Consider the following 13,851-nt stretch of genomic DNA (forward strand, 5'->3'; position numbering starts at 1 on the left):
TCAGCGACGTATCGGTCTTGCCGGTTCGCCTCCTTGCCGGTCGCTCCCCTCGGGCACGCCGTCTCCAGCGGTCCCGTGCGGCTGCGACCGGTCGAGCCGGTACAACGCCGCAGCCGCCATCGCCCCGATGAGGCCGAGCCCGGCCCATACCGCCCAATCCGCACCGGCGGCGCGCGCAGCCCCGACAACCGCGCCGGTGGCGAGGTTGCCGGCCAGGATGCCGATACCCACGATCGTGTTGTAGAAGCCGTAGTGGGTGGCTACCAGTTTTCCGTCCGCGAGCGAGACGACGGTATCCATTTCGAAGGGGAACACCGCGGCGGTTCCGACCGCGAGCACCGCCGTCGCCAGGAGCAACGCGACGATCGCGGCGGGGACGCCGAATCGCCCGGGGCCGGGTATCACGAGTAGCGGCAGGAACGCCGCGGCCAGTATCGCCATACCCACCGCCAGACTGCGCCCGGTACCCCAGCGCGCCCGGAACCACCCGGTGATCCGCAGCTGTCCGGCCACGGCAACCACACCGGAGACCACGAACAGCGCCGAGACCAGCACTTGCGATTGTGCGCCGGCCAGATATTCGGCCTGCAAAGGTAAGGCCAGATAGACCTGGAACGACAGCACATACGAGCCGATCATCGTCAGCGAGAACAGCAGGAAGCGGCGGTTGGCGGCCACAGCGCGCCAGTCCTGCAGCACCGTGGTCTGTTCGGCGGCCTTCTGTTCGCGACGCGCCGGTAGCGCGAACAACTGAGCGACGGTCAAGACAGCGAACACGACCGCCGCGGCCGCGGCGGTCACCCGGAAATCGAGGAACATCAAGGCCAGGCCGACCAGCGGCCCGGCCAGGATTCCGGCTTGGTAGAAAATATTGAACACCGCGAACGCTTCTACCCGCCGTTCCCCGGTGTCGGCCGCCAGGTAGGCGCGGACTGCCGGATTGAACAGCGCCCCTGCGAAACCTGTTGCGGCGGAAGCGATGAGCACCCAGGGCAGTGAGGTGGCGAACACCAAGAGGGCGAACCCTCCGGTACGCAGCAGACAGCCCGCGACGATCAAGGGTTTGTAGCCGAGCCGGTCGGCGAGGGTGCCGCCGATGAGGAACATGCCCTGCTGGGAGAAGTTTCGTACACCGAGCACCAGGCCGACCGCCCAGGCCGCCAAGCCCAGCGGCCCGGCGAGGTAGCCGGCCAGATACGGCATCAACATGTAGAAGCCGAGATTGATGCCGAACTGGTTGATCATCAGCAGCCGGGCGGCGAGGTCGAAGCTGCGGAAGCTCCTCAGGACGGTCACGATGCGGCTCCTCCTGCCCGGTCGGTGGCGTGCGGGTCGACGACGGTGGTGCAGCGGGTCCAGGAGTGCACCACCCGCTGGCCGGGATGCCCGATGACGTCCGGTTCGATCGGCGGATCGGTATCGAGCAGGCCGTGCGCGCGGCAGTAGTCGTCGTTGTAGACGGTGTCGAAGTAGCGCTGCGGGCCGTCGGGGAACACCGCCGCAATCCGGGTATCCGCCGGCCGAGTACGCGCGACCCATCCCGCGACCAAGGCCACAGCACCTACGCTCCAGCCGCCTGTTGCATAGTGCGTACCGGCCAGCGCCCGGCACGCCCACACGGCCTCGGCCGGTGCCACCCAATGCACTTCACGAAAGGACGAGTAGTCGACATTGCGCGGGAAGATACTGGACCCGAGTCCCCGCATGACCCGCGGACCGGCGGGCTGGCCGAAGATCGTGGAGGCGACAGTATCCACACCGATCAGCTGCAGGTCCGGGTTGGCTCGGCGCAGCACCCGCGCCACACCCGCGGAGTGACCGCCGGTTCCTACGGCGCACACCAGCACATCGACCTCGCCCAGCTGCTGTATCAGCTCCCGCCCGAGTGATTCGTATCCGTCGATATTGTCGGGATTGCTGTACTGGTCGGGGCACCAGGCCCCGGGCTCGGCCGCCATGAGTTCGGTGACCCGATCGCGGCGGGCTTGTTGCCAGCCGCCGCTGGGATGCGGTTCGGCCACCAGTTCGACCCGCGCACCGTACGAGACGAGCAAGCGATCCACGATCGGTTCGAGTCCCGGATCGGTGACCACCGTGACCGGGTGGTGGTACACCGCTCCCGCCAGCGCCAGCCCCAGTCCGAGAGTGCCGCTGGTGGATTCGATGATCCGGGCTCCCGGTGCCAGATCGCCGCGTTGTTTCGCGCGCCGGACCATGTGCAGGGCGGGCCGGTCCTTCATCCCGCCGGGATTGAAACCTTCCAGTTTCGCCCAGAAGCCGCGGCCGGCGGGCGCCAGCGGCTCCCCCACCCACAGAACGGGCGTGTTGCCGACCAGCGAACTCGATTCCCGCGCCGGAGCAGGCGGGGTGAGCACGGTCGAGACAGGTTCGGCAGGCGGGCCGAACACGATGTCGTTCATGATTTGTCGCTTTCTGTATCCGATCCGCCACACAGGGCGGTCGTGACGGTGAGCGGGCAGCGAACACCGGCCGACGACGGAGATGTCTCGGCCTGGCGCTGACCGATCAGCGTCGGGAGATACAGAAATTCGTGAGAATGGCTTGCCCGTTCAACACGGGCAAGCCCCCCGGCGGGCCTCGACTCCCGCGTGTACCGGTGGAGACCAGGGCGAAGACGGTGACTGTGGCCATGCCGATCAGCACCGTCAACAGCAGCTGCTGGAGAGTGCTGCCGGAGGGCAGCACCGATTTCTCGACGCAGTGGATCATGTGTTGATCACAATGATCGAGGTGGCCGTTCATACCGTGCAGATGACCCGAGTGGGCGCTACCGACGGCCGGTGCAGCCGCCGCGACAACCGGACCGGTGTGCTCGTCGGCCAGATGTAGCATGCAGTCGAGGAGCGGTGCGATGAGCAGCACCGCCATTATCAGTGCCACCGATACACGGCGCAGCCGAGCGGAGGGATTCACCGCGGAGCACCCGGATACGGGGGTCGAAGGCCCGGTGTCGGTGCATCGCCCCCTGGAGATAGTGCGCCGCGGTACCGGACCTGATCTTCGCCTGAACGCCGTCCATCGACGTGGACGAATCTCCCGGTCGTCACCGCACCACCTCCTTCCCCTTCACCCAATTGCTTTCGCGGCGAGGCTTTGTCGACGAAGTAAACCGCAACGGTCGCAGAACAACCTACTCGCCACCCCCAGTCTCATCCACCGGCCTGTGGCCAGGGCCACCAGCACTGCCGACCGCGGGACGAGCGCCTCCGGTACGCGACGACCGCTCGGCGCCACGTGCCGGAGGCGGCCCGGTTCCAGCGCCTCGCCCGCGGCGCTGGAACCGAGCCCGGCCCGGGCTCACTCAGGCGACGACTCGGTAACCGGCGGCCTCCACAGCGTTCCTGATGGCATCGAGACCGACCTCGCTCTCCGCATCGACTGTGACCCGGCCGGTCGCCGGGTCGGCGTCTACTCCGGTGACACCGGCGAGAGCGCCGACCTCTTTCCTGACTTTGGAAGCGCAACCGCCACAGGTCATTCCGGTGACGGTGATGATCGAGGTACTCATATTTTTTTCCTGTCGATCGGGTGAATACCCGCGGACCGATCCGAACTCGTGGTGCCCGGCCGCGGAGGGGACGCTTCCATAGATACAATACCCCGGCTGGGTATGCAAGTGTTCGATAGCGCGGTCGGCCGATCGATGCGGGTGCCGCCGCAAGCACTATCGTCCTACACGCTGTAGTAGAAAGGGAGGGTGGCGAAACGTCCTTCAGCACGAGCGATAGCGCTGTGGGTTGCGCTGATGTCGACGGCGATCGGGTGCATCGGAATAGGCGCGTGGCAGTGGGCTCGACTCGGGAGCGCGAGCGGTGTCGACCAGAATGCCGGCTATGTGCTGCTGTGGCCGGTATTCGGCGCATTCCTGCTGGTCGCCGGCCTGACCTGGCGGCGACTACAGCAATCCGCCACCAGCAAGGCCCACCCCGCGGCGGCACACGTCGAAACCCTGGCGACCCGCGAACTGCCACCCGGACTGCTACCGACCCGCATCAGCACGTACCCGGAACCCGACCCCGCAACCGTCCGTTACAACGCCTACCTCGCCCTCTTGAACGACCGTGAACTGCAACAACACCTACGCGCGGCCGGCCTCGACAATGCCCGTCGAAGCCATGGTGATTGACCCGCCCCGCACGGTCAGCCGCGGGCCATATCCACGAACCGGGAAAGGTGCAACTGGTGAGCGACGGTGATGGTCGCAGTCGGCCCGTTACGGTGTTTGCCGAGGATGAGGTCGGCTTCGCCGCCGCGCGGGTCGTCGCGTTCGAAAGCGTCCGGCCGGTGCAGGAGGATGACCATATCGGCATCCTGTTCCAGCGAATTGTGCAGAGATACGCCGTTGGCGACGAAGTTGTGCGTGCCGGGCACGGTCCCATCGTAGACATCCTGCTCCCCGAGGCTGGTGACCTCGACGATCCGGTCCCAGAAGACGTCGTTGGTTGCGTACATCTCGATATCGGCGTCCTGGAGCACCTCCGCCACGCGGGCCAGCCGAGCACGGCTCGGAGATCGCTTCCACATCGTGGAGCCGCAGAACCGGGAACTCATCGCCGTCGCGAACTCGCGATGGGTGATCTCCTTCGTGGCGAGCAGGGTACGGACTTCGTTCCAGATCTCTTTCGGAACCGTATCCACGTTCACATTCCGGGTCATAGGACCGAGATGCTCCAGAGCAGCGCGGCCGGCGACACCCCGTGCTCCGTGTACTCCGATGTCCTGCAGGAAGATTGTCTGGTTCTCGGCACCGTCGACGGTGAGGTGCCAGCAGTCGCGGTAGCCGGCTTTTCGCACGGTCTTGATCCGGCCGTGTACACCCAGGCGCAACAGCAGCTGATTGAGATCGTCGATCAGTCGGCGGCTCGTGGATGCGTAGTAGATACGAGCCTGATAACCGGTTGCATCCCACCGAACCGAGCCGTCGGTGGCCCACAGATGGCGAATGAACAGCGCGACTTGGTCGGTCGGCAGTGCGAAAATTCGGTGCGGGACGAATTTTTCATAGCTCCGCAACCCGAACAGGCCGAGTTCGTCCAACCATGAGGCAATCGGGTTCCGCTTACCGCGGGCGAGTCGATACGGTGCGGGCAGACGCAGCGTCGTGACCCGCGCTGCTTCGTACTCGTCTCGGATAGCTGTGATGCCGAAGTGCTTTGCGGCCTCGGTAACGGCCGTGAGATTCTCTTCGTCGATGCTCGCGTACCGAATCGGCTGCCGACGGACACAGGACCCGTCGCCGATCATATGAGCCAGCATCACGATCTCGTCGTCAACCATCCGCTCGGTGTTCGCCGGCTCCGGCACACTGCGCGGAACCGCGACGCGATCATCGCTGGACAACCGTTCCAGCGGTATCCACCCGTCGACGGTCATGAACGGATGGTTCCCGGTCGCCTCGACTACCCGCCCGGAGGCCAGCCGGACCCGGAAGACTTCCTTGCGGCCGCTGGGAAATACCTTCACCATCGGACGCGCGACCATCCGCATACGTTCGTCCAGAGACCAGACCAGCGGCTGCTCACCACTGGCCAGCAATTCACCCAGCGTCACTTCGGCGCCGGTATCCGCGCGCAGAATCCGTGCCGAGGCCGGAAGACAGCCGGATTCACGAAGGTCCGAGACCTGTGGCCGCTTATCGGTGCGCTGTTCCGGGCCACGGTTGAGCTGACTGATCGCGACGACCGGAACCTCGAGTTCTTTGGCCAAGAGCTTGAGGTGACGAGAGAATTCCGAAACCTCCTGCTGGCGCGATTCGACCTTCTTGCCGGATGTCATCAACTGGAGGTAATCCACCACAACGAGCTTCAGATCGTGCCGCTGTTTGAGCCGCCGCGCCTTCGCCCGGATCTCCATCATCGTCAGGTTCGGTGAATCGTCCACGAACAGCGGCGCCTCACTGATCTCACTCATCCGCCGCGCCAGCTTCGTCCAGTCGTCGTCGCTCATCCGCCCGGACCGCATATCCCCGAGCTTGATCTTCGCCTCCGCCGAGAGCAGACGCATGACGATCTCGGTCCGGCTCATCTCCAGCGAGAAGATCACACTCGCCAGCCCGTGCCGAATCGAGCAACTGCGCATGAAGTCCATACCGAGCGTCGAATTGTGTGTCGGCACCATCGACCGCCCCGCCAGGTAGAGGTGATCGGCGTTATCCACTTGCACGCACCGCACCGGGACAGGATCCACCTTGCGGACGTCCACGATCACGCGCGCGTCCGATCGGTACGTCGTCGGCACGGAGTGGTGCAACCCGCCATCAGCGGATTCGAGTGTCTGCGCGAGCATGCCCGTGGTGTGGGTACGCAGCTCTGCTCCTGGGCCGAGCGTGGCCCACTGGTGTTGCTCATCGGCCACGATGACAGCACCGTCGCTGAACTCGACCTCGTAGCAGGGGCGTTCCTGCAGAATCTCGGTCGCGGCCACAACCCTGGTCGGGTTGCCGTCGCGACCCAGGAGTTCATCTCCCGCCTGAACCTCGCCCATGGTGGTCCAACCCGCCGGGGTCGGCAGGGGCGTGTCCAGCGCCAGCGCCTTACCCACACCGGGCCTGGCCGCGACGATGATCATCTGCCCGGGATGCAGGCCGTTGGTGAGCTCGTCGAGTTCGGTGAAACCGGTGGGGACGCCCAGGGAGATACCGCCGCGAGAGGCGATGGAATCGATTTCGTCCATGGTGGGCTGGAGGAGTTCTTCCAGCGGGAGGAAATCTTCGGAGGTCCGGCGTTCGGTGACCTCGTAGACCTCGGCCTGGGCGCGGTCGACCACTTCGGCGACATCTTGACCGTCGGCGCCGGCATAGCCGTACTGCACGATGCGGGTACCGGCCTCGACCAGGCGGCGCAGGATCGCCTTTTCGGCGACGATTTCGGCGTAGAAGCCGGCGTTCGCGGCGGTGGGGACGGTCTGGGTCAGAGTGACCAGGTAGGGCGGGCCGCCGATTCGTTTCAGTTCGCCGCTACGGTCCAGGCCGGCGGCGACGGTGACCGGGTCGGCCGGTTCGCCGCGGCCGTAGAGATCGAGGATCGCATCGTAGACCGCCTGGTGGGCGGGGCGATAGAAATCGCCGGAGCGCAGCACTTCGATCACATCGGCGATGGCGTCCTTGCTGAGCAGCATGCCGCCCAGGACCGACTGTTCGGCGGCCATGTCATGCGGCGGCTGACGCCCGAAATCCTCACCGGGCGGCTCGGGTGGGAAGTCCGTGTGCCCGCGGTCATCGACGACTGCCATCAGACTCGACCGTCCTCTCCTCCAGACCGGACGCACCCCTGTGCCGAATGGTTCTACCGCACGGGTCCGACAGTTTCGCCGGGTCGGGAAGTGTCTGCGACCTGTGTTCAGACATCCCAGCTATCGACCGGATAGATCCGTTCCGCCGGCTTCCGGCGGAAGCTTTGACGTGGTGCTGCGATGAACCTAGGCGAGGTTCTATCCACATGCCAAACAGCCCTGTGGATAGCCCTGTGGATAACCTGGGGATAGTTCACCCCTTGTTGTGTACAACCTGTGGACAACCTGGGGAAAACGCAGGTCAGCCCGGAAAAATACCCAGCTAGACCCGGGTTTTCGGCGTCAACACAGTGTGGATAAACAAAGTGTCGGCGTGTCGGAGTTGTTGAACAGCCGGGCGTGTTGAGTTAACAGACAGGCGAACAGTTATGAACTGGGTCACAGTACGTCCGGTTGGTTTTGTGATTGATCCACAGGATTCACATCCTGTGGATAACTCGGACACGCCAGAGACGGACCTCTCCGGCACAACCGTGAGGATCCATCCTTCGACAAGGCCAGCTAACCGCTGGCTAACACCCCCGAGAAAAGAGCACATCGACCGGAGACCACGCGACTGCGTGATCTCCGGTCGAAGCGTGCCGATAACCGCGGTCAGCCCGCGGCCACGACCTCCAGGGCGAATCTCGCGGCGACATCAGGGTGCAGGTGCACCGTGACCTGATGCTTACCGGTGGCCTTGATATGTGACTTCGGCAGTTCGATGCTGCGCTTGTCCAGCACCGGCCCACCGGCCGATTTGATCGCCGCGGCGATATCGGACTGGGTGACCGAGCCGAACAGCTTGCCGGTACCGGCGGTCTTGACAGACAGCGAAACCGACTCCAGGTTCTCGATCGCCTGCTTCAGTTCGTTGGCATGGCCGAGATCTCGCACCCGGCGGGCCTCCTGGGCCCGGCGGATTCCCTCGACCTGCTTCTCGGCACCACGGGTGGCGACGATCGCCAGCCCGCGGGGCAGCAGATAGTTACGACCGTAGCCGTCCTTGACCTCTACGGTATCGCCGGGAGCGCCGAGATTGTCGACGTCGGCAGTCAGGATGAGCTTCATATGCTTGACCGACCTTCCTCAGCGAGCCGTCGAAACGTAGGGCAGCAGCGCCATCTCACGCGAGTTCTTCACGGCGATGGCGATATCGCGCTGATGCTGCACGCAGTTGCCGGTGACCCGGCGGGCACGGATCTTGCCGCGCTCACTGACGTACTTGCGCAGCAGCGGCGCATCCTTGTAGTCGATATTGACAGGTCCGGTCTTGCTTTCTTTGCAGAAAGTGCAAGCCTTCTTCTTGAGCACCTTTTCGCGCGCCGGTGCCTTGGCCATTTTCGTTCACTCCGTTTTCTTGGCGACCCGCCGACGCGGGTCTGTGCGGGCCGTCTCAGAACGGCGGTTCATCGTCCATCCGGCTGCCGCCCCCGAAGGAACCGGCCGCAGGCGCGCTACCCCACGGGTCTTCCGCTGCGCCCTGTTCGGATCGTCCACCGCCGCTGTTGCCGGCGTTGTAGTTTCCACCACCACCGCTGTTGGAACCGAATCCACCACCGCCACCGCCGCGGCTGGTCTTGTTGACCTTGGCCGTGGCGTACTTCAGCGAAGGACCGACCTCGTCGACCTCGAGCTCGACGACTGTGCGCTTCTCACCCTCGCGGGTTTCATAGGAGCGCTGCTTGAGCCGTCCGCTGACGATCACCCGGGAGCCCCTGGTCAGACTTTCGGCGACATTCTCCGCCGCGTCGCGCCAGATATTGCACCGCAGGAACAGTGCCTCGCCGTCTTTCCACTCGTTGGTGTTCCGGTCGAAGATGCGGGGCGTCGAGGCGACGGTGAAATTCGCCACTGCCGCGCCCGCGGGCGTGAATCGAAGCTCGGGATCGGCCGTCAGATTTCCGATGACCGTGATGACGGTATCGCCTGCTGCCATGGTGGGTTCCTCCTGCTCGGTGTGCAGTCCGGTGCACTCGCTGTTTGCGCTAGAGCCTAGAGACAGACTCCGACGAAACCGCGGTACCGCCGGAACTACTTTTCGTTGCGCAGAACCTTGGTGCGCAGCACCTGCTCGTTGAGGCCCAGCTGGCGGTCGAGTTCGCTCACCGTGGCGGGCTCGGCGGTCAGATCGATGACCGCGTAGATACCTTCGGCCTGTTTGCGGATCTCGTAGGCGAGACGCTTACGGCCCCAGATATCGACCTTGTCGATTTTCCCGCCCTCGGTGCGGATAACGCTGAGCATATTTTCCAGGGACGGCCCGACGGTGCGCTCGTCCATGCTCGGATCGAGGATGACCATCACTTCGTAATGACGCACGAACCAATCACCTCCTGTGGTCTGGATTCGGCCACGGACGGTCCGTGGCAGGAGGTCGTCGCGTCAGCAACCGGGCAAGACTACCTGAGGGGGTGGGTCACGACGAAATCGATCCGGCGGGCTTTGCGACCGCACTCCGGAGAACGTGGAGGACGATTTCCCGGCATCGGGAAAGAAGCGGAATTCGGAGCCGATCCCGGACCGGACAACCTGGGATCACCGCCCGTGCCGCGGGCGAGGGTGCCGCTCTCGTCCGCTCTTTACCGCACCCGTGGCCACTAAGGTGATCGGTATGTCGATCGGAGCGGCCGCGCGCGCGTTCGCGAGCGGTCGCGTTTCCCGGCAGACGTCGGTGATTGCGGCGGTGCTGCTGTGCGCGATCACACTGACGGTGGCGTTTCTCAACAAGGCCCGCTGCGCCGGCGCACCATTTCGCGCCGACGGTCGAAGTGTCGCGTTCGACTACGTGAAGGACGCCCGAGTCTGCTACTCCGATATCCAGTTCCTCTGGCTGGGGCGCGATATCGATCAGCATATTTTTCCGTATGTACACGGCGGCATCACCGCCGACGGATCCCTGATCGGCGGGGCCGTCGAATACCCGGTGCTCAGCGGGCTGCTGATGTGGCTGGGCGCGTTCGGCGCGGACAACGACGCGATGTTCCTGCTGTACTCGGCGCTGCTGCTGGCCCCGTTCGCCTTGTTGACGGCGTGGTTGCTGGCCCGGATGTCCGGCCGGGCCGCCTTGTTGTGGGCGGTGGGCCCGCCCTTGGTGCTCTACGCATTCCACAATTGGGAACTGCCGGTGGTGTGCACGACCGTGGCAGCGATGGCGGTGATGGTGCCCGGTCGGCAACCGGTGCGGTCGCGGGCGATATTCGCGGCGGTATTACTGGGGATCGGATTCTGTTTCAAGATCTATCCGGCCATTTTCGTGCTGCCGTTGATGCTGTACGTACTGACCGACGGCGACCGGGGGTCCGGCGAAAACGGCCGCACACGCCTCGATATCCGGGGCGCGCTGTGGACCGGTGGAGCCGCGGCGGCCACCGTCGCCGTGGTCAATCTGCCCTTTGCGATCGCAGGATACGACGGCTGGCGGGCGTCGATCGAATTCCAGCAGCAGCGCCAGGCCGATATCACCACGAACTCGATCTGGTTCTGGGGGCTGCGGCCGCTGTTCGGTACCGACCGGGCCGGTACCGCGGCATTCGCCGATACGGTGGCGATCGCGTCACCGATGTTGATCATCACCTCGTTCGCCCTGGCGTTGTGGATCGGGCGCCGCCGCTATCTCGAAACGGGTGTGTATCCGTGGATCGGTGTCAGCGGCGCGATGCTGTGCGGGTTTCTGCTGTTCCACAAAGTGCATTCGCCGCAGTACACGCTGTGGTTGATTCCCTTCTTTGTCGTCCTGGCGGTGCCGTGGCCGGTGGTGTGGAGTTATCTCGTCGCCGATATCGCGATCGGGGTGGGGGTTTTCCGCTATTTCTATGCGATGGGCACGGGACAGGCGGTCGAGCTGATGGAAGCGGTGGTGCGCTTCGGCGTGTGGGGGCGGGCCACTCTGCTGGTGTTCCTGTTCATCCTGTTCCTGAAGGTTCCGCTGCGTAAGCCACGCGAGTCGATGGCACCGGACGTGGCGCCGGCGGGCGGGTTCGAGTCCGGGCCGGCAATCGCACCGGCGAATCGGTTCCATTAAAACTAGAACGTGTTACATTCAAGGTATGGCACCTGCCGGACCCGTGCGCACGCACCGCCCGTACCCATGGCACGCGGCGCATACGGGCCCGCGAGGTGACAGCGGCCGGATCAGCCGCCGCGCGGCAATTATGTAACTTGTTCCAGGCATAGGGAGACCAGCAGCGCCATGCGTACCGATATCTGCGACCGGCTGGGGATCGAGTTCCCCATCTTCGCCTTCACCCATTGCCGCGACGTGGCTGCCGCGGTCAGCAACGCCGGTGGTCTCGGCGTACTCGGCGCGGTCGGGTTCACGGCCGAAGAGCTCGAGGTAGAGCTGGCCTGGCTCGACGAACACGTCGGCGACAACCCCTACGGTGTCGACCTGGTGATCCCCTCCAAGTACGAGGGCAAGGGCATCGACGGGCTCTCCCCCGAGGAGCTCGAGGCCGAACTCGCCAAGCATGTCCCGCAGGGCCATCGCGATTTCGCCGAGAAGATCCTGGCCGATCACGGCGTTCCGAAACTTCCCGAAGAGGAAGTACATCCGCAACTGCTCGGCTGGACCGCCACCACCGCGGCACCCCAGGTCGAGGTGATCCTTCGGCATCCGAAGGCGAAACTGGTCGCCAACGCGCTGGGCACGCCGCCGCCGGAGTTCGTCTCGCAGATCCAGGAGTCCGGGCGCCTCATCGGCGCGCTGTGCGGTTCGGTGAAGCACGCCATGAACCACAAGAACGCCGGCCTGGACTTCGTCGTCTGCCAGGGCACCGAGGGTGGCGGACACTGCGGTGAGGTCTCCTCGCTGGTGCTGTGGCCGCAGGTCATCGACGCCGTGGGCGATCTGCCGGTACTGGCCGCGGGCGGTATCGGCGACGGTCGCCAGGTCGCGGCCGCCATGGCGATGGGCGCCGCCGGCGCCTGGACCGGTTCCATCTGGCTCACCGTGGAAGAGGCCAACGTGCCGCCCGCGCAGATGCAGACGCTGATCGACGCCTCGAGCCATGACACCATCCGCTCCCGCTCCTGGACCGGTAAACCGGCCCGGATGCTGCGCAACGAGTGGACCGACGCCTGGGAATCGGCCGACAACCCGGATCCGCTGCCCATGCCGCTGCAGATGATGGTCGCGCTGGACGGCGTGAAACGCGGCCACCGCTACCCGGAGGCCGCCAAGGATGTGAACTTCAATCCGGTGGGCCAGATCGTCGGCATGATGAACAAGACAGAGCGTTCGGCCGATGTGATGAACCGCCTCATCGAGGACTATGTCAACGCCTGCGAGCGCCTGAACAAGCTCAACGACGCCGGGTAGTCACCGCGTTCGGCCGGGCAAGTCCCGCCCGGCCGAACGTGCCCGGCCGTGGGCAACGTGCCCGGCTGCGGACAGGGCCGAGATCTGGCCTCGGCCCGTGCCGGCCCAACGGCGCTCATGTCCGGGCAGGGGCCGAGGCTTCGACCGGCCGGCCCGAAGACGCCCGGCCGCATGCGTCGTCGGCACCGGGACCGGCTCGGCAAACTGTTCGGTTCGGGTCTCCGCGTACCCGACGTACCCAGCACCGACTCCCGAGTTCAGCGAGGCCCTCGCCGGTTCGGTGCCGAACAGCGCTGACGGGCGCGGCCGCACTGCAGGAAGACCCGGCCCCGTTCAGGCTGTGACGGCGTGGATTTGCGGTTCGCCCTGGGCTCCCAGGAGTTCCTCGAAGCGGTTGATCACCTTGTGGTGATAGATCCCGAAGAGATCTTCGAACAGGGCCAGTTGTGCGGGCGAGGGACCGGATTCCGATTCCCATACCGCGATCAGCGCCCGCCAGACCAGTACGTGCAGATCGGCAGCGCCGGCGAAATATGCCTCGACGGCCTCCGGCACCTCGAGGACCATATCGCCGATCGAGTTCAGGATGGCGCGCTGCAGGCTCGATTCGAGGGTGACGAGCAACCGCCGCACGATACCGATTTCGATGGCCAGAATGCGGCGATGATCGGGTACGTCGGTGCGGGCGAGAGTTTCGAGCGCATCGACTTCGGCCTTGAGTTCGGCGAGATCGAAACCGGCCGCGACCGGGCCGCCCGGCGCCGCGCCGGTATAGGCGAGCAGCGCGTCCATGACGATCCCCCGCTCGACCTCGACGATATCCCGGAACATCTCGATGGCGACCTCGGGCATCGGGATGGAGAAGCGGAAGAGGTGACGGTAGACGTCCAGTCCGCCGGCCGAACGGACCTCACGAATGGTGAAGCCCTTACCGCGCCTGGCCTCGACGAAACCGTAGGATTCCAACCGGCCGAGCGTGAGCTGCGCGGTGGCCCGGTTCATTTCGAACTCGTCGGCTACCTGGCGGACCGAGGGCATCAGCTCCCCCGGCTGGTATTCCCCTGCGGCAACCCGCCGGGCCAGTTCGTCGGCGACGTCGGCGACCACCGTGCGGGACCCCATGGATACACCTCTCTCGGCAGCTGTTACGTCCCAGACAGTCTATGCACAAATATGCCAGACTGCACGGGAGAACAAGCAAATTCGGTTCGGGGATCAGAGGTATGAGTGAATCAGGCCCG

Annotated in this window: 13 protein-coding genes; 3 read left to right on the plus strand and 10 right to left on the minus strand. The window is 65.1% G+C overall.

Translation table 11 applies throughout. From position 1 onward, the window contains the following. The 4 genes from ON22_RS26185 to ON22_RS26200 all read right to left on the minus strand — a co-directional run bounded on the left by ON22_RS26185 (position 1) and on the right by ON22_RS26200 (position 3,529). Positions 1 to 1,296 carry an MFS transporter gene (locus ON22_RS26185; protein WP_373280893.1) on the minus strand — a complete coding sequence of 432 codons (1,296 nt, stop codon included), beginning with the start codon at positions 1,294 to 1,296 and terminating at the stop codon, positions 1 to 3. Next, positions 1,293 to 2,420 carry a PLP-dependent cysteine synthase family protein gene (locus tag ON22_RS26190; protein ID WP_033246571.1) on the minus strand — a complete coding sequence of 376 codons (1,128 nt, stop codon included), beginning with the start codon at positions 2,418 to 2,420 and terminating at the stop codon, positions 1,293 to 1,295. The genes ON22_RS26185 and ON22_RS26190 overlap by 4 nt, the downstream gene beginning before the upstream one ends. A 106-nt stretch (positions 2,421 to 2,526) precedes the next feature. Further along, positions 2,527 to 2,901 (minus strand): putative copper homeostasis (lipo)protein LpqS, encoded by a 375-nt coding sequence (gene lpqS, locus ON22_RS26195; RefSeq protein ID WP_156052398.1) that lies wholly within the window; start codon positions 2,899 to 2,901, stop codon positions 2,527 to 2,529. A 421-nt stretch (positions 2,902 to 3,322) separates the two neighbouring features. Beyond that, positions 3,323 to 3,529, minus strand: coding sequence for a heavy-metal-associated domain-containing protein (locus tag ON22_RS26200; protein ID WP_033246737.1), 207 nt, complete (start codon positions 3,527 to 3,529; stop codon positions 3,323 to 3,325). A 189-nt stretch (positions 3,530 to 3,718) separates the two neighbouring features. Between ON22_RS26200 and ON22_RS26205 the strand changes: the two genes are divergently transcribed. Beyond that, positions 3,719 to 4,147, plus strand: coding sequence for a transcriptional regulator (locus ON22_RS26205; RefSeq protein WP_156052399.1), 429 nt, complete (start codon positions 3,719 to 3,721; stop codon positions 4,145 to 4,147). 14 nt (positions 4,148 to 4,161) lie between these two features. Here ON22_RS26205 and ON22_RS26210 read toward each other — a convergent pair whose 3' ends face one another. The 5 genes from ON22_RS26210 to rpsF all read right to left on the minus strand — a co-directional run bounded on the left by ON22_RS26210 (position 4,162) and on the right by rpsF (position 9,612). Next, the gene (locus ON22_RS26210; protein WP_033246573.1) at positions 4,162 to 7,251 is read right to left on the minus strand and encodes a replicative DNA helicase; all 3,090 of its coding nucleotides are present in this window, start codon (positions 7,249 to 7,251) and stop codon (positions 4,162 to 4,164) included. Positions 7,252 to 7,905: 654 nt separating this feature from the next. Continuing rightward, positions 7,906 to 8,361, minus strand: coding sequence for a 50S ribosomal protein L9 (gene rplI / locus ON22_RS26215; protein ID WP_033246574.1), 456 nt, complete (start codon positions 8,359 to 8,361; stop codon positions 7,906 to 7,908). Positions 8,362 to 8,379: 18 nt separating this feature from the next. Beyond that, entirely contained in the window at positions 8,380 to 8,631 is a 252-nt protein-coding gene (gene rpsR / locus ON22_RS26220) for a 30S ribosomal protein S18 (protein ID WP_033246575.1), read from the minus strand. A gap of 55 nt (positions 8,632 to 8,686) precedes the next feature. Further along, the gene (locus tag ON22_RS26225; protein ID WP_033246576.1) at positions 8,687 to 9,229 is read right to left on the minus strand and encodes a single-stranded DNA-binding protein; all 543 of its coding nucleotides are present in this window, start codon (positions 9,227 to 9,229) and stop codon (positions 8,687 to 8,689) included. Positions 9,230 to 9,324: 95 nt separating this feature from the next. Further along, positions 9,325 to 9,612 (minus strand): 30S ribosomal protein S6, encoded by a 288-nt coding sequence (gene rpsF, locus ON22_RS26230; RefSeq protein WP_033246577.1) that lies wholly within the window; start codon positions 9,610 to 9,612, stop codon positions 9,325 to 9,327. Positions 9,613 to 9,904: 292 nt separating this feature from the next. Here rpsF and ON22_RS26235 point away from each other — a divergent pair, with 292 nt between their 5' ends. After that, positions 9,905 to 11,314: a glycosyltransferase family protein gene (locus ON22_RS26235; RefSeq protein ID WP_081595855.1), complete on the plus strand. Its 1,410-nt coding sequence runs from the start codon at positions 9,905 to 9,907 to the stop codon at positions 11,312 to 11,314. Positions 11,315 to 11,482: 168 nt separating this feature from the next. Beyond that, positions 11,483 to 12,610 (plus strand): NAD(P)H-dependent flavin oxidoreductase, encoded by a 1,128-nt coding sequence (locus ON22_RS26240; protein ID WP_033246578.1) that lies wholly within the window; start codon positions 11,483 to 11,485, stop codon positions 12,608 to 12,610. Positions 12,611 to 12,943: 333 nt separating this feature from the next. On the opposite strand, the gene ON22_RS26245 is transcribed toward ON22_RS26240, so the two are convergent. After that, positions 12,944 to 13,732, minus strand: a complete 789-nt coding sequence (locus tag ON22_RS26245) for a GntR family transcriptional regulator (protein ID WP_033246579.1) — start codon at positions 13,730 to 13,732, stop codon at positions 12,944 to 12,946. Positions 13,733 to 13,851: the final 119 nt, after the last annotated feature.

This window comes from Nocardia carnea NBRC 14403, assembly GCF_000308515.1.
GTDB classification, from domain to species: Bacteria; Actinomycetota; Actinomycetes; order Mycobacteriales; family Mycobacteriaceae; genus Nocardia; species Nocardia carnea.